Here is a 19,320-nt window from a genome sequence, read left to right as displayed (position 1 = left end):
ATGGGCGTGAACATCGGCGTCGTGGGCGCCACCGGGCAGGTCGGCGTCGCCATGCGGCAGATCCTCCTCGAGCGCGGCTTCGAGGCCGACGAGGTGCGGTTCTTCGCCTCGGCGCGCTCGGCGGGCACCGTGCTGCCCTTCGGTGACCGCGAGATCACGGTCGAGGACGCGTCCACGGCCGACCCGAGCGGTCTCGACATCGCGCTGTTCTCCGCGGGCGCGACGACGTCGCGCGCGCAGGCGCAGCGGTTCGTCGACGCCGGCGTCATCGTGGTCGACAACTCCAGCGCCTTCCGCAAGGACCCCGCGATCCCGCTGGTCGTCTCCGAGGTGAACCCGGAGGCTGCGGCGTCCGTCATCGCGGCCGGGCGCGGCATCATCGCCAACCCCAACTGCACGACGATGGCGGCCATGCCCGTCCTCAAGCCGCTGCACGACGAGGCCGGCCTGGTGCGGCTCGTCGCGTCGACGTACCAGGCGGTCTCGGGCTCCGGCGTCGCTGGCGTCGAGGAGCTCGCCACGGGCATCGAGGCGGCGGGCGACAAGGCTCGCGAGCTGGCCTACGACGGCGGGGCCGTCGCGTTCGGCGAGCCGGGGGTCTACAAGAAGACGATCGCCTACAACGTGCTGCCCTTCGCCGGGAACCTGGTCGACGACGGCCTCGAGGAGACCGACGAGGAGCAGAAGCTGCGCAACGAGTCGCGCAAGATCCTCGGCATCCCCGAGCTGCGCGTCTCCGGCATCTGCGTGCGTGTCCCGGTCTTCACGGGCCACTCGCTGGCGATCAACGCCGAGTTCGCGCGGCCGCTGTCGCCGGCGCGTGCCAAGGAGCTCCTCGCGGACGCCCCCGGCGTGCAGCTGGTCGACATCCCGACGCCGCTCGACGCGGCCGGCAAGGACCCGTCGCTGGTCGGCCGGATCCGCGTCGACGAGGGCGTCGACGGCGGCCGCGGCCTGGCCCTGTTCGTCAGCAACGACAACCTCCGCAAGGGTGCCGCGCTCAACACGGTGCAGATCGCGGAGCTGATCGTCGCCTCGCGCTGACCCGTGGCAGGCTGGGGGGCATGAGCCACGTCGACCTGATGGCGGGTCCGCCGCCGACCCGTCTGCCCGAGGACCCCGCCGCTGCTGAGCTGGAGGGCTCCGCCCCTGCGGACGTCGTCCGCCGTCACCCCGAGTCGCCGGTCGCCTGGGCCGCGCTCGCCGAGCAGGCGAAGGCCGAGGGGGCGGACGCCGTGACGGTCTACGCCTATTCCCGCGTCGGCTACCACCGCAGCCTCGACCAGCTGCGCCGCAACGGCTGGAAGGGCTACGGCCCGGTGCCGTGGGACCACGAGCCCAACCGTGGCTTCCTGCGCGCCCTCGCCCTGCTCGCGCTCACCGCGCGGGAGATCGGCGAGACGGCGGAGTGGGAGCGGTGCTCGGAGTTCCTGCGCGACTCGAGCCCCGCGGCGTACGACGCCCTGCTCGGCGCCGTCTGACGCCCTACCACTCCTCCGGACGTCATGCGAGGCGGCGGCTCGCGCCGCCGCCTCGCATGACGTCCCGGGAGGGGGACCGGCTCAGGCCGCCTGGATGAGTGCCCGGACGGTGTCCGGGCCCAGGGCGAGCACGAGGGTGGGCAGCCGGGGGCCGCGCTCGGCATCCACGAGCAGCCGGTAGAGCAGCCGGAAGAACGCCTTCTGGTCGGCCTTCACCTCGTCCGTCGGTTGGTCCTCCAGCGCGAGCCCGCGGGCCAGCTTCGGCACGCCGTAGACCACCGTCGTGACGCGGTCGAGGTCGGGCGAGCCGTCGGCCCAGGCGCTCGGCAGGTGCTCGAGGAACAGGTGCAGCCACGTGCGCTCCAGCTCGCCCAGGGAGGCGAGCAGCTCGCGGTCGGGGGTGGTCCGCACCGTGGTGCGGTCCTCCTCCGGCACGAACTCGTGGGTCCAGGTGATGGCCCGGCCGAGCCGCGGCTCGAGGTCGGCCACCGAGTCGTGCGCGTGCCCCAGGTCGCCCACGAGCCGGCTGATCTGGTCGGCGCTGCCGGCGGTCACGTCGGCGATGGACGAGAGCGTGCGGAACGGCACGACGACGGGCGGCGTCGGCAGCGTCCCGGCGCTCGACGTCGTCGAGGCGCGCTCGAACGCCAGCACCTGGGCGTCGCGCTTCGCGGGGTTCGCGGCCTTCTTGCCGAGGGCGTCCCACTCGTCGTACAGGCGCACGACCTCCGGACCGAGGTCCACCGTGAAGGCCTGCTTGGGCTGGCGCCGCGCGTAGAGCCAGCGCAGCACGGGCGCCTCGAGCACGCGGAGCGCGTCGGCCGCCGTGGGCACGCCGCCCTTCGACGACGACATCTTCGCCATGCCGGCGACACCGACGAACGAGTAGCCCACGAACGACGGCGCACGGCCGTCGTAGAGCTTCACGATCTCCTTGCCGACGGTGTACGACGACCCGGGCGAGGCGTGGTCGACCCCGCCGGGCTCGAAGTTCACGCCCTCCACCGACCAGCGCATCGGCCAGTCGACCTTCCAGACGAGCTTGCCCTCGGGCTGCGTGCGCACGTTGGTGACGTGGGAGTCGCCGCAGGCGTCGCAGGTGTAGGCGAGGTCGGTCGTCTCCTCGTCGTACGACGTCAGCGTCACCGTGTCGCGACCGCAGGTGCGGCAGAACGGCTTGTAGGGGAACCGGGCGAGGTCGCCGGTCTGGGTCGGCTCGTCGTCCTCGGCCACCGAGTCCTCGAGCGCGGCGGCCTCCTCGGCGGAGGCGTCCTCGGGGACGGCCTGCTTGGTGCGGTGGCGGGCGAGCACCGACTCGATGACGTCGCGACGCTCGATCGCGTGGAGCACCTGCGCGGTGTAGGCCCCGGCGCGGTACCGGTCGGTCTGGTCGACCTCCTCCATCGTGCAGCCCATCTCGGCGAGGGCGGCCCGCAGCGGCGCCTTGAAGTGCTCGGCCCACGAGGTGTGGCACTCCCACGGGTCGGGGACCGCGGAGAGCGGCTTGCCGATGTGGGTGGTCCACGACGGGTCGACCCCCTCCGGGATCTTGCGGAGCCGGTCGAAGTCGTCCCACGACTGGAGGTGACGAGCCGGTACGCCGCGGCGCTTCAGCTCCTCGGCCACGAAGTGCGTCGTCAGGAACTCGCGCAGGTTGCCCAGGTGGATCGGGCCCGAGGGGCTGATGCCCGACGCGCAGGTGACGACCGTGCCGGCGGCGCGGAGCTGCTCGGCGACCGCGGGGTCGCGCGGGTCGCCGCCCGCGTGGCGGATCGCGTCGTCCGCGGCCCGGGTCACCCAGTCGGTGGGCTCGGGGGCGGGGGAGTCGCTGCTGCGTCGTGCCATGCCTGGGTGCTCGCCTGCTTCGCTCTGGTGCGTGGGAAAGAGGGCCGCGTGGCAGGTTACCGGGCCGCCGCGGGGGCCGGGAAATGTGCGAGGGCGCCGTATCCCCTCGGCACGGCGCCCTCTGCTGACGCTCGCGGATCCGTCCCCCGACGGGCCGACTGATCGCGTCCCCCGCGGAGCGACCGAGCGTCAGGGTCGATGCTGTCACTGACCCGATCCGGACAGGTGGCTCCGACGCGCCAGTGACAGGAAGTTGCCAGGGTTTGGCTACGGTGGCGACATGGTGACGCGGCGGGCGGTGCAGGCGGCGCTCTCGGAGTTCGGCCTCACCCTGGAGACCGAGGACCTCTACTGGCGCGTGCACGGCCGTCACGGCCAGGCGCTCGACGACGTCGCGGACGCCCTCGACTTCGACGGTCCCGCCGAGCTGCAGCGGGCGCTCGCACCGCTCGTGGCCATGGGCGCCGTGGCGGTGGACGCCGCCGGGCTCCTCCAGGTGCCGCCGATGGCGCACGTGCTCAGCCAGCTCCTCGACGAGGAGGTCCTCCGCGTGGAGGCCGCGGTGCGTCGGGTGCGGGAGCTCGCGACCACGGTCCCGCAGGTCGTGCCCCGCATCCCCGTGGGGCCCGACGCGGGGGAGCCGCTGTCGGGCCACCGGATCCCCGAGGGGGAGGCCGCCGCGACGATGGCGCGCTGGATCGAGGAGAGCACCGGCGACATCCTGTCGCTGCGGCCCGACCAGTGGCGCCAGCCGACCCACCCGGCGCTGCAGCGGGCCCTCACCGAGGCACTCCGCTCGGGCCGCAGTGCGCGGGCGCTCTATCCCGTCCGTGCGCTCGAGCAGGCCCCCGAGGCGCTGGCCGAGCGGGCACGGATGGGCGAGGAGATCCGGGTGCTCGCCCACGTGCCGACGCGCCTGTTCGTCATCCCGCTGACCCACGCCCTGGTGCCCGACATGCCGGGCTACGAGACCGCCGGGGTGCTCGCCGTGCACGAGCGGGCGCTGGTGCTGCTGCTGGCGCAGTACGTCGAGCTGCTCTGGGACCGCGCCGTGCCCGTGCCGGAGCTCGACCTGCGCGGCGCCCGGGAGCGCAGCCGGCGGCTGCTGCTCTCCGAGCTGGCGGCGGGCGCCGCCGACGAGCAGATCGCCCGCACCCTCGGCGTCAGCCTCCGCACGGTGCGCCGCCGGGTCTCCGACCTCATGATCGACCTCGGGGCCGACTCCCGGTTCCAGGCGGGCGTCGAGGCCGCTCGCCGCGGCTGGATCTGAGGGGCGGGAGCGCTCAGGCGTCGGGGGTGTCGCGCGGCAGCGTCATCCGGTACGCCGCGGGCTCGACCCGCCACGACCGCCGGCGCTCGGGGCCCGAGATCTCGCCGTCCGCGCTCGTCCAGAACTCCTCGCCGGCCACGGCGACCGAGGTGGCCCGCAGGTACCGCACGTCGTCGCGCTCCTGGTGGCGGCGCAGGGCGAGGTCCGCGACGTACCCCAGCTTCTCGACCGGGCCCGTCGCGAAGGCGACCATGACGTCGGCCTTCCCGTCGCCGACCTCGGCCTCCGGGGTGATCGCGGCGCCGCCCCCGACGGTGCGGCCGATGCCGACGGCCACCATGAGCACGGGGTTGTCGAGGTCGGCCACGGTGCGGCCGTCGACCTCGACGTGGAGCCGGAGGTGCGGGGGCTTGACCGCGGCGAGCGCGGCGCCGATGGGGTAGCCGAGCTTGCCGAGGTTGACCTTGCCGACCCCGACGGACCCCAGCCGCTCCTTCCAGCGGACGGCGCGGCGGCTCGCCTGGGCGCCCGCACCCAGGTGCACGTTGTTGACGACGACGCCGCCCAGCTCGTCGACGAGCACGTCGACGGGCTGCACCTCGCCGTCGAGCACCACCCGGGCGGCCGCCTCGATCTCCAGCGGAATCCCGGCGCCGCGGGCGAAGTCGTTGCCGGTGCCGAGGGGCAGCAGGCCGAGCACGCGGTCGCCCAGCTCGTTGCGCCGGTGCAGGGCGGTCACCACGGCGTGCAGCGATCCGTCGCCGCCCGCCACGACGATCCGGCGCGAGCCGGCACGGTGCAGCACCCCGTCGAGCTCGCCGGGGTTGGAGGTCGCGGCCACCTCGACCGACGCCTTCTCGCGCAGCACGTCGAGCGCCCGCTCGAGCGTCTCCTCGTCGGAGGTGCCGGCGGACGCGTTCGTGATCACGAGCAGCGGGTCCATCGCGGCGAGACTACGCGAGGCCCCCACCGGACGGGCCGGGAGCGGGCCCGACGAGCGGGCCGGTCCCGGCGGGGTTTGGTAGCGTGGGGCCGCAAGAGCCCTGGTGACCCGGCACGCTGTTGCCCGCACCGGGGCTCGTGCGTTGCACGGACCGCAAGCACGACACCCGACAACGAGAGGGCTGCGATGCCCGCGATCATCATCCTGGGCGCCCAGTGGGGCGACGAGGGCAAGGGCAAGGCGACCGACCTGCTCGCCACGACGGACGACATCGACTACGTCGTCCGCACGAGCGGCGGCCACAACGCCGGCCACACCATCGTCGTGGACGGCAAGAAGTTCGCGACCCACCTGCTGCCGAGCGGCATCATCACCAAGGGCGCGACCTGCGTCATCGGCAACGGGGTCGTGGTGTCCCCCGAGGCGCTGTTCCGCGAGCTGGACCTGCTCCACGAGCAGGGCGTGGAGACCGCCGAGCTGCTCGTCAGCGCCAACGCGCACGTCATCGCGTCGTACCACTCCACGATCGACAAGGTCACCGAGCGGTTCCTCGGCAACAAGAAGATCGGCACGACGGGCCGCGGCATCGGCCCGGCCTACGCCGACAAGGTCAACCGCGTCGGCATCCGCATCGCCGACATCTTCGACGAGAAGATCCTGACCCAGAAGGTCGAGGCGGCGCTCGAGACGCGCAACCACCTGCTGTCGAAGGTCTACAACCGCCGGGCCATCGAGGTCGGGGCGGTCGTGGAGGAGCTGACGTCCTACGCCGAGCGCCTGCGCCCGATGGTGGCCGACACCTCGCTGCTCATCAACGAGGCGCTCGACGCCGACAAGACGGTGCTCTTCGAGGGCGCCCAGGCGACGATGCTCGACGTCGACCACGGCACCTATCCCTTTGTCACCTCGTCGAACCCGGTCGCCGGCGGCGTCTGCGTCGGCGGCGGCATCGGACCCACCCGCATCGACCGCGTGGTGGGCGTCATCAAGGCGTACACCACCCGCGTCGGCTCGGGCCCGTTCCCGACGGAGCTGTTCGACGCCGACGGCGAGGCGCTGCAGCGCATCGGCGGGGAGGTCGGCGTCTCGACCGGCCGCACGCGCCGCTGCGGCTGGTACGACGCGGTGATCGCCCGCTACGCGACCCGCGTCAACGGCCTCACGGAGTTCTTCCTGACGAAGCTCGACGTGCTCGACTCCTGGGAGCGCATCCCGGTGTGCGTGGCCTACGAGGTCGACGGTCAGCGGGTCGAGGAGATGCCGATGACCCAGACCGAGTTCCACCACGCGACACCGGTCTACGAGTACTTCGAGGGCTGGCAGACCGACATCTCGGGCTGCCGCACCTTCGAGGAGCTGCCGGCCAACGCCCAGACCTACGTCAAGGCGCTGGAGGAGCTCTCCGGTGCGCCGTTCTGGGGAGTCGGCGTGGGCCCCGGCCGCGAGCAGACCATCGTGGTCAACCCGGTCTGAGCCCGCGAGCTCGTCGGGTCAGCCCAGCCCGGACAGCACCGACGGGAGCAGTCCGGGCAGGGCGGCCTCGACCGCGTCGAGGCAGAGGCGCTGGTGGAGCACACCGCCCACGTAGGCGCGCTCCGTCAGGCCGGCCTCGCGCAGCACCTTGAAGTGGTGGCTGGCGGTGGACTTGCCGATGTCGTCGTAGAGCGCCGAGCAGCGCTCGGTGCGCTCGGGGGCGGCCGCCAGGCGCCGCACCATCTCGAGCCGCACCGGGTCGGCGAGCGCGGCCAGCACGACCTGCACCGACGCCACGTCGGCGGTCGCCGCGAGCCCGGGCACGGGGGAGCACGCCTCCGTCTCGGTCATCGGACCTCGTCCTCCTCGCGTTCGATCAGCATCGAACTTGTTGTAGTCTGCCACGAGTTCGATCGGCATCGAATCTAGCAGGAGGCGCGCATGACCCCGACCGACCGGCCCGTCCGGTGGCCCTACCCGGCCCTCCTCCTGCTGACTGCGCTCGGCCTCGGCGTCTCGGGCGCCCCGGCCCCGCTCTACGGCATCTACGCCGCCGAGTGGGACTTCGCGCCCATCACGACGACGGTCGTCTTCGCGGCGTACGCCGTCGCCGCCCTCGCCAGCGTGCTCGTCGCGGGGTCGGTCTCCGACCGCTTCGGTCGGCGTCCCGTGCTGCTGGTCGCCATCGGCCTCGTGCTCGCGGGGCTCGCCGTGTTCGCCGTCGCCGACGGGGTGGCGGCGCTGCTCGTCGCCCGCGTGCTGCACGGTCTCGGCGTCGGCGCCATCGTCGTGTCGGGGTCCGCGGCGCTGCTCGACCTGCGCCCCGCCGACGGGGCGCGGGTGGGGCTCCACTCGGGCGTCACCATGAACCTCGGCATCGCCGTCGTCATCTTCCTCGTCGCGGTCGACGCCGAGCTGGGCGCGGCGCCGCTGGTCGCGCCGTACGTCGTGCTCGCGGCCCTCGCCCTCCTCGGCGGCCTCGCGGTGCTGCTCATGCCGGAGCCCCACCGCGACGGGCGCGCCGTGCGGCTCAACGTGGCCCGTCCCCGGGTGCCGCGGGCGATCTCGGCGGACTTCCGCTTCGCCGCGCTGGGCGTGATGGCCGCGTGGTCGGTGCTCGGCGTCTTCCTCTCGCTGTTCCCGAGCATCGCGGCGCACGCGGTGGGCACGACGAACCTGCTCTTCGGCGGCAGCGTCGTGGCGATCTCCGCGGCCACCGCCGCGGCGAGCCAGGCGGTCGGCGCGCGGTGGTCGGCCCGTCACGCCGCGGTGGTCGGCGACCTCGGCACGGCGGTCATGCTCCTCGTCTGCATCGGGTCCGTGGCCCTCGGCAACGCCGCGGTCCTGCTCGGCACGTCGGCCGTCCTCGGGTTCTTCTTCGGCCTCGCCTTCGGGTCGTCCCTGCGCCACCTCGGGCAGGTCGTGCCCGCCCACCACCGCGGCGAGGTGATGTCGGCGTTCTACGTGCTGGCGTACGGCGCGATGGCCGTGCCCACCATCGTCGCGGGCTGGGCCGCCACCGTCTGGGGCGCCGCCGAGATCTTCGCGCCGTTCATGGTCGTCGTGGCACTGGCCTGCACGTCGGCCGCCGCGCTCGGCCTCCGCGTGCGCGGCACGCAGCCCGACGTGGCGCTGGTCGAGCACGGTGAGGTGGCCGCGCCCGGGGCCCGTTAGGCCCCGTCAGGCCCGTTAGGATCGTCGCCCGTGACGACCCCCCTCAAGACGCTGGTCATCGGAAACGGTGGGCGCGAGCACGCGCTGGCCCGGGCCCTCTCGCTCGACCCCGGCGTCGCCGAGGTGCACGCCGCGCCGGGCAACCCCGGCATCGCCGCCGTCGCCTCGCTCCACGACGTGGACCCGCTCGACCCCGCCGCCGTCGCCGCGCTGGCCCAGCGGCTCGCGGTCGACCTCGTGGTCGTCGGACCCGAGGCGCCCCTCGTCGCGGGCGTCGCGGACGCCGTGCGCGAGGCCGGCATCGCCTGCTTCGGCCCGTCCGGCGAGGCGGCGCAGCTCGAGGGCTCGAAGGCCTTTGCCAAGGACGTCATGGCGGCGGCGGGCGTCCCCACGGCGTCGGCCCACGTGTGCACGACCCCCGAGGAGGCGGCCGCGGCGCTCGACGAGTTCGGCGCGCCGTACGTGGTGAAGGACGACGGGCTCGCCGCCGGCAAGGGCGTCGTCGTCACCAGCGACCGCGCCGAGGCGCTCGCCCACGCGGCGCAGTGCGAGCGGGTGGTGATCGAGGAGTACCTCGACGGCCCCGAGGTGTCCCTCTTCGCGATCACGGACGGCAGCACGGTCTACCCGCTGCAGCCCGCCCAGGACTTCAAGCGCATCTTCGACGGCGACGAGGGCCCGAACACGGGCGGCATGGGCGCCTACACGCCGCTGGACTGGGCGCCCGAGGGCCTCGTGGCCGAGGTGCTGCGCACGGTGCTGCAGCCGACCGTGGACGAGATGGCCCGGCGGGGCACCCCGTTCGCGGGACTGCTCTACGCCGGCCTCGCCCTCACCTCGCGCGGCACCCGCGTGGTCGAGTTCAACGCCCGCTTCGGCGACCCCGAGACGCAGCCGCTCATGGCGCTGCTCGACTCGCCCCTGTCGCCGCTCCTGCTGGGGGCCGCGACCCGCACGCTCCACGAGGTCGAGCCGCCGCGCTGGAAGTCGGGTGCCGCGCTCGCCGTCGTGATGGCCTCCGGCGGCTACCCCGAGACCTCCTCGACGGGCGACGTCATCTCCGGCCTCGCCGACGCCGAGGCCCTCGACGGGGTCCACGTCATCCACGCCGGTACGGCGCGGGACGGCGCCGACGTCGTCACCGCGGGTGGCCGCGTGCTCGCCGTGACCGCGGTGGGCCCGTCGCTCGCCGAGGCGCGGTCCGCGGCGTACGCGGGGGTGGAGCGGATCGGCTTCGACGGGGCGCAGCACCGCACGGACATCGCGCTCGCCGCGGAGCGGGGCGAGGTCGGCGTCTGACGTCGGGGCCCCGGGCGGTCAGTACTTCCCGAAGTTCTGCACGTAGTAGAGCTGTCCGTCGGACCCCTTCGCGACGCCGACACCGATGTGCGTGAAGTCGCCGAGGATGTTGGCGCGGTGGCCGGGGCTGTTCATCCACGCGTCGACGACCGACGTGACGTTGTAGCCGTAGGCCACGTTCTCCGCCGCCCGGGTCCAGCCGCGCGGCATCTGGCTGGCGTAGCTCGGGTTGTGCTCCATCCGCCGGTTCGCGGCCATCGTCTCGGCCCAGTCCTGGGCGACGGTCGTGATGCCCGACAGCTGCGCGAGGGCGGGCAGGCCCTGCCGCGCACGGGCCGCGTTGGTGTCGGCGACGATGCGGTTGCGGGCCTCGGCGATCTCGTCGGTCGGCGGCGGAGCCGGGGTGCCGACCGTGACGCTCACCCAGCTGCTGCCCACCCAGGTGCCGCCGGAGGTGGCGACGGTGCGGAAGGTGCGCACGCCGTCGCTGTCGCCGGCGGGGTGGGTGAAGCCGTAGTTCCGGTACGACGGCAGCGACGCCACCGTCGACCACGTCGAGCCCCGCTTCTCCTGGAGCTTGAAGGAGCCGGCGTCGGGCAGGAACGTCGAGCGGGCGGCGAGCTGCACCGTGCCGCCCTTGGCCACCCGCGGGGTCGTGGTGCTGAGCGCGGTGGAGGTCGCGGAGCGCACCGTGATCGAGACGGCCCGGCTGTGGACCCACGTGCGGCTGTCGGCCTTCGCCGCGACCCGGAACGTGCGGGTGCCGGTCGTGCCGCCGACGGCGAGCTCGAAGCCGTAGTTGCGGTAGGACGGCAGCTCCTTCGCCGTCACCCACTGCGTGCCGCGGCGCTCCTGCAGCCGGAAGCTCCCGGGCACCGGGGTGAAGGTCGACCGGATCACGACGGTGGTCGTGCCGCCGGCGGCGACCGACGTGGGGGACATGCTCAGGGTGGTCGTCGCCGCGGCGGTGGCCGGCGGGGGCGCCACCAGCAGCACGCCGGCGACCAGCGACAGGGACAGGACGAGACCGGACAGCAGCTTCCGCACGGGGGCTCCTCGATGCTCCGAGACATCGCCGGGAGGGGGGTCGCCGGCGACCGCGTCCCATCGTCGCCGCCCGGCGGCCCTCGCGCCACCCCCCTCCGGGCGAGCGTGGGAGGATGCGGCCCGTGACCCGCGCCTCCGTCCCCAACGTCCTCGCCACGCGCTACGCCGCCGCCGACCTGGCGGGCACCTGGTCCCCCGAGCACAAGATCGTGCTGGAGCGACAGCTGTGGATCGCCGTGCTGAAGGCGCAGCGCGACCTCGGGATCGACGTGCCGGACGGGGTCGTCGAGGCCTACGAGGCCGTCGTCGACCAGGTCGACCTCGCCTCGATCGCCGCCCGCGAGCGCGTCACCCGCCACGACGTGAAGGCCCGCATCGAGGAGTTCTGCGCCCTCGCCGGTCACGAGCACATCCACAAGGGCATGACGTCGCGCGACCTCACGGAGAACGTGGAGCAGCTGCAGGTGCAGCAGTCGCTGCTGATCCTCCGCGACCGCGCCGTCGCGGCGCTCGCCCGGCTGGCCCGGCTCGCGACGGAGCACGAGACCACCGTGATGGCCGGTCGCTCGCACAACGTGGCCGCGCAGGCGACCACCCTCGGCAAGCGGTTCGCGACGATCGCCGACGAGATGCTCGTCGCGGTCCAGCGCATCGAGGAGCTGCTCGCGCGCTACCCCCTCCGCGGCATCAAGGGCCCGGTCGGCACCGCGCAGGACATGCTCGACCTGCTCGGCGGCGACGCGGACAAGCTCGCCGAGCTCGAGGAGCGCGTGGCCGCCCACCTCGGCTTCTCGCGCGTGCTCACCAGCGTCGGCCAGGTCTACCCGCGCTCGCTCGACTTCGAGGTCGTCTCCGCGCTCGTGCAGCTGGTGGCCGGGCCCTCGAACCTCGCCACCACCATCCGGCTCATGGCCGGCATCGAGCTGGTCACGGAGGGCTTCAAGGAGGGCCAGGTCGGCTCGTCGGCCATGCCCCACAAGATGAACACCCGCTCCTGCGAGCGGGTCAACGGCCTCGCGGTCGTGCTCCGCGGCTACCTGTCGATGGTCGGCGAGCTGGCCGGCGACCAGTGGAACGAGGGCGACGTCTCCTGCTCGGTCGTGCGCCGCGTCGCGCTGCCCGACGCCTTCTTCGCCGCCGACGGCCTCTTCCAGACCTTCCTGACGGTGCTCGACGAGTTCGGGGCCTTCCCGGCGGTCATCCAGCGCGAGCTCGACCGCTACCTGCCGTTCCTCGCCACCACCAAGGTGCTGATGAGCGCCGTCCGCAACGGCGTCGGCCGTGAGAGCGCCCACGAGGCCATCAAGGAGCACGCCGTCGGCGTCGCCCTCGAGATGCGGCAGGGACTGGCCGTCAACGACCTGTACGAGCGCCTCGCGGGCGACGCCCGCCTCGGCCTGACGCGCGAGCAGATCGACGCGCTGGTGGCGGACCCGATCGAGTTCACCGGCGCCGCCCGCGCCCAGGTGCAGGCCGTGGTCGCCGCCGTCGAGACGCTCGCCGCCGCGCACCCCGAGGCCGCGGCGTACGCGCCGGGGGAGATCCTCTAGCGGCGGGTGCGCCCGCCGCTCGGCCGGGCCCAGGCCCGCGCGAGCTCGGCGCGGCCCGCCGCGGAGAAGCCCGAGCCGCGCAGCAGGTCGAACCACGCCCGGAGCCGGTCGGGGTCGTGCGGTCGCCCCAGGGCGCGGTCGGCGTCGCGCAGCACCTGGTGGGCGCGCCGCAGCACGTCGCTCCGCACGTAGCCGTTCCGCGTCCACCCCACCCGGGTCAGCCGTCGCTGCCGGGCCAGGTCCTCGGCCTGCTGGCGCGACTCGCGGTGGTGGGCGCCGTCGTACTCCTGCAGCGTCCGCGTCCCCGTGATCCACAGGTCGCCGCCCGCCACCTGGACGTCGTCGTGCACCACGGGGTGCTGGGTGCGGACGGGCACGTCGCAGACGACGTGCAGCACGCGGAGGAGCGTCTCCCAGGCCGACTCGGCGCCGGCGTCGGCCAGCTGCAGGGCCGTGCGGAGCCGTCCGACCCCGCGGCGGCGGCAATCGCCCGCCCCGTCGAGCACCTCACGCGGGACGCCGGCCGCCAACGCCCCGTCGACGAGCACGACGAGGTCGAGCACGCCCAGCCACCGGGCCGCGCTCCGGAGGGTCTCGACACGGTCGGCGACGCGGAGGCCGCCGTCCAGCTCGTACGGCGGGGGTCCGGTCAACCGCTGGACGACGAGCCCGCGACGCTCGACGGTGCCGTCACGTGGCCCGACGGCGGCGAAGACCGGGACGACGGTCGGCAGCTCCGGGAGCCACCAGCCGCGGAGCCGTGCCGCGGTGAGACCGGTGAAGCATGCGCGACGGGGGAGCACCTGCTGCCAGGCGACGAGGCCGGCGCGGAAGGGGTCGACGGCGTCGGCGGACCGGTGCACGCCGGGCGTGACCCGGGTCCAGGCACGACGTCGGCTGGGTCCGGTTCGGACCACAGGAGGGGCAGGTTCGATCGGCGGCACGCCCCCGGTTCTTCCCGGTGGCGGTGCTCGTCGATCCGGCTCGGTCCCGCCTGTGGACAAGGGGCCGGGGTCAGCCCGGACCCCCGAGGAGTCCTGCGGAACGGATGCAGTTCCGGGCGCCCGGAAATCGCACCCGTTCCGCAGAACTCCTGCCGGCCGGCGCCCAGACAGGGTCGGCTGACGCTCAGGCGGACGGAGACACGTCCAGCACGACCTCGAACTCCAGCAGGTCGGCCCCCGACGCGACGGGCTTGCGCGGTGCCTCGCCCTCGGGCGTCGCGTGCGCGGCGCGGGCGTCGCCGTCGCGCCAGGCGGCGAACGACTCCTCGTCGGCCCAGTGCGTGACGACGAAGTACCGCGTCTCGCCGGCGGTCGGGCGCAGCAGCTGGAAGCCGAGGAAGCCCGGCTGGCCCTCGACGGTGCCGGCGCGCTCGGCGAAGCGCTTCTCGAGCTCGGGCGCGGCCTGCGGCGGGACGGAGATGGCGTTGATCTTCACGACGGACATGACGCGAGCCTAGGCCGGTGCCGCGCCGGCCCCGCACCCGACCGAGGCGGGACTCACACCCTCGTGGGCGTGCGCGCGGCGTACCCCGTGCCGTTCCATGGGGTCGCATGACGGCACAGCAGGCGGGACCGGTGACGGTCGCCGCGACCCGGTACGCCGATCCGACGCGCGAGGCGGAGATGATCGCGTGGATCCGGGCGGGTACGGCGCTGGCCGAGCAGTTCCCGGGGTTCCTCGGCCACGGCTACGTGCGGTCGGCGGAGGGCGACGACGCGTGGCACATGCTCTACCGGTTCGCCGACCACGAGGCGCTCGCGGCGTGGGAGGCGTCCCCGCAGCGGGCCTGGTGGCTCGGCGCCGCGCAAGGTCTGGTGGGGGAGTTCCGCGTGCAGCGGATGACCGGGATCGAGGGGTGGTTCGACCCGCCCGAGCACCACGACGTCGCCTACCCCGGGATCCCGAGCCCGCCGCCGCGCTGGAAGCAGGCCGTCTCGATCTTCGTCGTGTTCCTCCCGCTCAGCCTGCTGCTCGGCGAGCTCGGTGCGCGCCTGCTGCCCGACCTCGCGCTGCACTGGCGGATCGTGCTGCAGACGACCGTGGCCACGCCGGTGATGGTGTGGTTCGGACTGCCGTGGATCACCCGGCTGCTGGAGCCGTGGCTCCAGGGACGTCCGCGCCGACGATGAGGCGGTGACGCTCAGCCGCAGCGGGCGGCGAGCCCGCCGTCGACCGGCAGGCACACCCCGTTGACGTAGCGGGCGTCGTCGGTCGCGAGGAACACCGCGACCGCGGCGACGTCCTCCGGCCGTCCCATCCGGCCGGTCGGGCTCGCCGCGTGGCGTGCCGCTCGGGCCGCGTCGCTGCCGTCGATCTGGTCGCCGACGAGCGGTGTGTCGATGAGGCCCGGCAGCACGGCGTTGGCCCGGATCCCCTCGGCGGCGTGGGTCAGCGCGATCGACACCGTCAGCTGGTCGAGGGCGGCCTTCGTGGCGCTGTAGGCGGGGTAGACGTAGCCGGTGTGCCGGACGGCTGCCACCGACGAGATGGAGGTGACCACCCCGCGACCGGCCGCCAGCATGTGCGGCAGGACGTGCTTGCAGGTCAGGAAGGCGCCGGTCAGGTTGACGTCGAGGGCGCGGCGCCACTGCTCCAGCGGCAGGTCGACCACGTCGCCCATCGTGGCGACGCCGACGTTGTGGTGCAGCACGTGCGGGGCGCCGAACGCCGCGACGGTCGCTGCCACCATGGCCACCACGTCGGCCTCGACCGCGACGTCGGCCCGCAGGCCCAGGGCGCTGCCGCCGCGGGCCGCGATCCGCCGGGCGACGCGCACGGCCTGCTCCTCGTCGCGGTCGACCGCGACGACGTGGGCGCCCTCCGCGGCGTACGCCAGCGCCGCCGCCTCCCCGTTGCCGGGCCTGCTGCCCGATCCGCTGCCGGCTTCGATGCCGGCTTCGATGCCGGCTTCGATGCCGGGCCGGTGCCCGCTCGTGCCGGCGCCGACGACGACCACCGTGCGCCCCCGCAACCGCTGCTCGCCCATCCCGCAAGCCTGCGGTCGGGACCGCCCGGGACGCACCCGTTGCCTGTCGAGAGCGTCGGCGCGGGGTTGCTCCGTCTGTAGGATCCCGGCCCGTGTCCGTGCAGCAGCTCATCGACGACCTGGCCGACCGCCTGCGTCGCTCGGTCGTGCTGGACGACCCGGAGGTCCGTCTCCTCGCCACGAGCCGCCACTTCGGTGACGAGGACGAGGTGCGGGTCCGGGCCGTGCTGCAGCGGGACGCCGGACCGGACGCGGTGCGCCACGTGCTGGCGCAGGGCGTCGCCGGGTGGACCGTGCCGGGCGTCGTGCCGGCCGCTCCGGAGATCGGCATGCGGGCCCGCGTGTGCGTGCCCGTGCGTGACCGCGGGCAGCTGCGCGGCCTGCTCATGGTGATGGACGCGGACGGCACGCTGGGGCCGGACGAGCTGGCGGCGACGGAGCGGGTCGCGGCGCAGCTCGCGCCGTTGCTCGAGGCGACCGCCACGGCGTCCGTCCTCACGGCGCCGGTGGTCGAACCGGGCCTGCTCCACGACGTGCTCAGCCCCGACCCGCACGTCCGCCTGCCTGCGCTGGGGCGTCTGGAGGCCGAGGGGACCGTGCCCGCGCGCGACCTCACCGTGCTGCGCGTCGCGCTCGACGGCGACCCGGGAGAGGGGACGGCGCGGTCCCGGCTGCGCCGTGCCGTCGCCCGCCCCGCCGTCGACCGCGCGGCGGTCTGGCAGGCCGGCGCCCTCGACCCCGCCGACGACCGCCGTGCGGTGCTGGTGGTCGGCACGCCTTCGCCGTGGTCCGCGGACGCCACCGGGGAGGCGGCACGCCGGTGGGCGGCGTACGTCGCGGGCAGCGCCGCCGACGCGTCCCGGGTCCGCGTCGGGATCGGGGCGGGCGTGCCGTCCCTCGCCGAGGCCCACCGGTCCGACGCCCAGGCCCGGCTCGCCCTGGCGAGCACGGAGGTGGCGGACCCGCGGCGTTCCGGCGTGGTCGCCCACTGGGCCGGGCTCGGCGTGCGGGCCGCGTTGCTGCGCGTGCCGGCCGCGGAGCGCGCCGAGGCCGTCCCCGACGAGCTGCGCCGCCTCCTCGCGGCGGACGTGGACGGTTCGCTGGTGACGACCGTGCGTGCCTACCTCGACCACGCGGGTGCCGGTCCCGCCACCGCCGCAGCCCTGCACGTGCACCGCACGACGCTCTACTACCGCCTCGGGCGGATCGCGGAGCTGACCGGCCTCGACCTGGCCGACGGCCGCACGCGGCTCGCCCTCCACGTCGGCCTCGAGCTCCTCGACCTCCCCGGTGCGGACCGCCCTTCGACAGAGTGAGCACGGCGCCGGGCCCGCGTTCGACGGCGGGAGGTGGTCGGGGTGGGTCCGTCGGTGCACGCTGTGGCCCAGGTCACCCGCCGACGGTCGGCGGGGGTCGAGCCTCGAAGGAGCCCCTCATGCCGACGACGTCGACCTTCACCACGCGCGACGGGTGCGCGATCGAGTGGCGCCGCTTCCCCGCGCGCACGGCCGGCGCCGGGGGTGGGTCCCCCGAGACCCTCGTCCTGCTGCACGGGTGGTCGCAGTCGCAGGCGATGTTCGACCGGGTCGCCCCGCTGCTGGCCGAGGAGCGCGACGTCGTCACCTTCGACATGCGCAACCACGGACTCTCGGGCCGTACCGAGCGGGGTGCCCGCATCGCCAGTCTCGCCGCCGACCTCGCGGAGCTCCTCGACCACCTCGGTGACGAGCGGTTCCACCTCCTCGGGCACTCGATGGGTGCGTCGATCCTGTGGTCCTACCTCGACGGCCACGGCTCGGCCCGCGTGCGCAGCGTGGCGTTCGTCGACCAGCCGAGCGTCGTTGCCGTGCTGCCGTGGATGGACCCCGCCGAGGCCCCCGAGGTCGGGGCGATCCTCGACTTCGCGGGGCTCGAGGGGTTCTGCAAGGTCCTGCTGGGGCCGGACGGGCCGACGGCGCGGCGCGACTTCCTCCGCACGATGCTGACGCCGGACATCCCGGACGCCGACTACGAGTGGCTGGCCGAGCAGAACCTCCTGCTCCCCATGCCGTGGGGCTCCCGGCTCCTGCAGGACCACGCGCTGCAGGACTGGCGCGACGTCCTCCCCGACGTCGACGTCCCGGCGTTCGTCGTCGGTGGCGAGGTGTCGCACGTCGCGCCGAGCAGCCAGGAGTGGATCGCGCGCCAGGTGCCCGGGGCCCGCCTCGTCGTCTTCCCGCGGGAGCAGGGCGGAGCGCACTTCGCCTTCTTCGAGGCGCCGGCGGTCTTCGCCGAGGCGTACGGCGCGTTCCTCGCCGACGTGTCCGGCCGCGTCACCGCTGCCTGACCCGCCTCCGGGCGGGTGGGAGGATGGCGCCCGTGATCGCGAACATCCCGCCCGCCCCGGTCGTCGAGGGCGCCACGCACCTGCACTCGGGCAAGGTGCGCGACCTCTACCGCATCGACGCCGGCGAGCACGCCGGCCGGCTGCTGATGGTGGCGAGCGACCGGATCTCGGCCTACGACCACGTGCTCTCCTCGACCATCCCCGACAAGGGCGAGCTGCTGACGCGGATGTCGCTGTGGTGGTTCGACCAGCTGGCCGACCTCGTGCCCCACCACGTGGTCTCCACCGACGTGCCCGCCTCCGTCGCGGGCCGCGCCGTCGTCTGCGCAAACCTCGAGATGTTCCCCGTCGAGTGCGTCGCGCGGGGCTACCTCACGGGCTCCGGCCTGGCGGACTACGAGGCGACCGGCGAGGTGTGCGGCATCGCGCTCCCGCCCGGCCTCGTCGACGGCGACCGGCTGCCGACGCCGGTGTTCACGCCCGCGACCAAGGCCGACCTCGGCGACCACGACGAGAACGTGTCGTTCGACGCCGTCGCCCGCACCATCGGGGCGCACGACGCGGAGGCGCTGCGCGACCTGACGCTGCGCGTCTACTCCCGCGCCGAGGAGCTCGCCCGCGAGCGCGGCATCCTGCTCGCCGACACGAAGCTCGAGTTCGGCCGCGCGCCCGGCGAGGGCGGGCGCGGCACCATCGTGCTCGCCGACGAGGTGCTCACCCCCGACTCCTCGCGCTACTGGCCGGCCGACGACTGGCAGCCGGGCCGCACGCAGGCGTCCTTCGACAAGCAGGTCGTGCGCAACTGGCTCACCTCGGACGCCGCGGGCTGGGACCGCACCTCGGGGGCCGAGCCGCCCGCCCTGCCCGCGGAGGTCGTGGAGCTCACCCGGGCGCGGTACGTCGAGGCCTACGAGCGGCTCACCGGAGAGAGGTTCTGACGTGCCCGTCCCCCGGTTGATCGCCGACCTGACGGTGCCGTTCGCGGCGTCGCCCGACGTCGTGCACGCCTACCTCGCCGACCCGGCCAACCGGCCGGAGTGGCAGTCCAGCCTGCGCCGCGTGGCCGCCGTGACGGCGGTCGGCGACCACGCCGGCGACACCGGTACGTCGTGGGAGGACGTCACCGTCGTCCCCGGCGTGCGGCCGCGGATGACCGTCGAGGCGAGCGAGCCGCCCCACCGCTGGGTCGAGGCCGGGACGTGGCGCTTCGTGCGGGCCACCCTCGCGATGACCTACACGCCCCGTGCCGACGGCGGCACCGACGCCCGCGCGGTGGCGCACCTGGAGGTGCCCGGTCCCCTCGCGCCAGTGGCCCTCGCCCTGCGCGTGGCCGCCCCGCCCGCGCTCCGTGCGGACCTGCGGTCGGCCGCGCGGCTGTTGGCGCGCCGAACTGGGTGACGGGCCTCACTACCTCCCAGTA

Annotated in this window: 19 protein-coding genes; 12 read left to right on the top strand and 7 right to left on the bottom strand. The window is 74.5% G+C overall.

The window, feature by feature from the left end; genetic code table 11:
* On the top strand, window positions 1–1,044 hold the full coding sequence (locus PIR53_15210; GenBank protein WZH51360.1) for an aspartate-semialdehyde dehydrogenase: 1,044 nt from the start codon (window positions 1–3) through the stop codon (window positions 1,042–1,044).
* A 20-nt stretch (window positions 1,045–1,064) separates the two neighbouring features.
* The gene (locus PIR53_15205; protein WZH51359.1) at window positions 1,065–1,481 is read left to right on the top strand and encodes a DUF3151 domain-containing protein; all 417 of its coding nucleotides are present in this window, start codon (window positions 1,065–1,067) and stop codon (window positions 1,479–1,481) included.
* A gap of 81 nt (window positions 1,482–1,562) precedes the next feature.
* Here PIR53_15205 and lysS read toward each other — a convergent pair whose 3' ends face one another.
* Window positions 1,563–3,326, bottom strand: a complete 1,764-nt coding sequence (lysS, locus tag PIR53_15200) for a lysine--tRNA ligase (protein ID WZH51358.1) — start codon at window positions 3,324–3,326, stop codon at window positions 1,563–1,565.
* Window positions 3,327–3,606: 280 nt separating this feature from the next.
* Between lysS and PIR53_15195 the strand changes: the two genes are divergently transcribed.
* Window positions 3,607–4,596, top strand: a complete 990-nt coding sequence (locus PIR53_15195) for a helix-turn-helix domain-containing protein (GenBank protein ID WZH51357.1) — start codon at window positions 3,607–3,609, stop codon at window positions 4,594–4,596.
* A 13-nt stretch (window positions 4,597–4,609) separates the two neighbouring features.
* Here the strand turns inward: PIR53_15195 and PIR53_15190 are convergent, their stop codons facing one another.
* On the bottom strand, window positions 4,610–5,539 hold the full coding sequence (locus tag PIR53_15190; GenBank protein ID WZH51356.1) for a diacylglycerol kinase family protein: 930 nt from the start codon (window positions 5,537–5,539) through the stop codon (window positions 4,610–4,612).
* 186 nt (window positions 5,540–5,725) lie between these two features.
* Between PIR53_15190 and PIR53_15185 the strand changes: the two genes are divergently transcribed.
* Complete coding sequence (locus PIR53_15185) at window positions 5,726–7,012, top strand: adenylosuccinate synthase (GenBank protein ID WZH51355.1); 1,287 nt, start codon at window positions 5,726–5,728, stop codon at window positions 7,010–7,012.
* An 18-nt stretch (window positions 7,013–7,030) separates the two neighbouring features.
* Here the strand turns inward: PIR53_15185 and PIR53_15180 are convergent, their stop codons facing one another.
* A complete protein-coding gene (locus PIR53_15180) occupies window positions 7,031–7,363 on the bottom strand; it encodes a helix-turn-helix transcriptional regulator (protein WZH51354.1) in 333 nt (110 codons plus the stop codon).
* Window positions 7,364–7,453: 90 nt separating this feature from the next.
* Here PIR53_15180 and PIR53_15175 point away from each other — a divergent pair, with 90 nt between their 5' ends.
* Both PIR53_15175 and purD read left to right on the top strand, forming a co-directional pair.
* Window positions 7,454–8,686: an MFS transporter gene (locus PIR53_15175; GenBank protein WZH51353.1), complete on the top strand. Its 1,233-nt coding sequence runs from the start codon at window positions 7,454–7,456 to the stop codon at window positions 8,684–8,686.
* 30 nt (window positions 8,687–8,716) lie between these two features.
* Window positions 8,717–9,985, top strand: coding sequence for a phosphoribosylamine--glycine ligase (gene purD, locus PIR53_15170; GenBank protein ID WZH51352.1), 1,269 nt, complete (start codon window positions 8,717–8,719; stop codon window positions 9,983–9,985).
* Between the two features lie 18 nt (window positions 9,986–10,003).
* On the opposite strand, the gene PIR53_15165 is transcribed toward purD, so the two are convergent.
* Complete coding sequence (locus PIR53_15165; protein WZH51351.1) at window positions 10,004–11,032, bottom strand: CAP domain-containing protein; 1,029 nt, start codon at window positions 11,030–11,032, stop codon at window positions 10,004–10,006.
* Between the two features lie 113 nt (window positions 11,033–11,145).
* Here PIR53_15165 and purB point away from each other — a divergent pair, with 113 nt between their 5' ends.
* Window positions 11,146–12,582 carry an adenylosuccinate lyase gene (gene purB, locus PIR53_15160; GenBank protein ID WZH51350.1) on the top strand — a complete coding sequence of 479 codons (1,437 nt, stop codon included), beginning with the start codon at window positions 11,146–11,148 and terminating at the stop codon, window positions 12,580–12,582.
* Here purB and PIR53_15155 read toward each other — a convergent pair.
* Together PIR53_15155 and PIR53_15150 are read right to left on the bottom strand one after the other, a co-directional pair.
* Window positions 12,579–13,499, bottom strand: a complete 921-nt coding sequence (locus PIR53_15155) for a hypothetical protein (protein WZH51349.1) — start codon at window positions 13,497–13,499, stop codon at window positions 12,579–12,581. The genes purB and PIR53_15155 overlap by 4 nt on opposite strands.
* 211 nt (window positions 13,500–13,710) lie before the next feature.
* Window positions 13,711–14,031 carry an antibiotic biosynthesis monooxygenase gene (locus PIR53_15150; protein WZH51348.1) on the bottom strand — a complete coding sequence of 107 codons (321 nt, stop codon included), beginning with the start codon at window positions 14,029–14,031 and terminating at the stop codon, window positions 13,711–13,713.
* A gap of 107 nt (window positions 14,032–14,138) precedes the next feature.
* Between PIR53_15150 and PIR53_15145 the strand changes: the two genes are divergently transcribed.
* Complete coding sequence (locus PIR53_15145; protein WZH51347.1) at window positions 14,139–14,717, top strand: antibiotic biosynthesis monooxygenase; 579 nt, start codon at window positions 14,139–14,141, stop codon at window positions 14,715–14,717.
* Between the two features lie 11 nt (window positions 14,718–14,728).
* On the opposite strand, the gene PIR53_15140 is transcribed toward PIR53_15145, so the two are convergent.
* Window positions 14,729–15,574: an SDR family NAD(P)-dependent oxidoreductase gene (locus PIR53_15140; protein ID WZH51346.1), complete on the bottom strand. Its 846-nt coding sequence runs from the start codon at window positions 15,572–15,574 to the stop codon at window positions 14,729–14,731.
* Between the two features lie 92 nt (window positions 15,575–15,666).
* On the opposite strand from PIR53_15140, the gene PIR53_15135 reads away from it, so the two are divergent.
* From PIR53_15135 to PIR53_15120, 4 genes are all read left to right on the top strand, one after another.
* On the top strand, window positions 15,667–16,890 hold the full coding sequence (locus PIR53_15135) for a helix-turn-helix domain-containing protein (GenBank protein WZH51345.1): 1,224 nt from the start codon (window positions 15,667–15,669) through the stop codon (window positions 16,888–16,890).
* Window positions 16,891–17,009: 119 nt separating this feature from the next.
* The gene (locus PIR53_15130) at window positions 17,010–17,900 is read left to right on the top strand and encodes an alpha/beta hydrolase (protein WZH51344.1); all 891 of its coding nucleotides are present in this window, start codon (window positions 17,010–17,012) and stop codon (window positions 17,898–17,900) included.
* Window positions 17,901–17,923: 23 nt separating this feature from the next.
* A complete protein-coding gene (locus PIR53_15125; protein ID WZH51343.1) occupies window positions 17,924–18,838 on the top strand; it encodes a phosphoribosylaminoimidazolesuccinocarboxamide synthase in 915 nt (304 codons plus the stop codon).
* A gap of 1 nt (window position 18,839) precedes the next feature.
* On the top strand, window positions 18,840–19,298 hold the full coding sequence (locus PIR53_15120) for an SRPBCC family protein (GenBank protein WZH51342.1): 459 nt from the start codon (window positions 18,840–18,842) through the stop codon (window positions 19,296–19,298).
* Window positions 19,299–19,320: the final 22 nt, after the last annotated feature.

The organism is Nocardioides alkalitolerans (genome assembly GCA_038184435.1).
Classification (GTDB): Bacteria; Actinomycetota; Actinomycetes; order Propionibacteriales; family Nocardioidaceae; genus Nocardioides; species Nocardioides alkalitolerans_A.
This window is presented reverse-complemented; position numbering and strand designations above follow the sequence as displayed.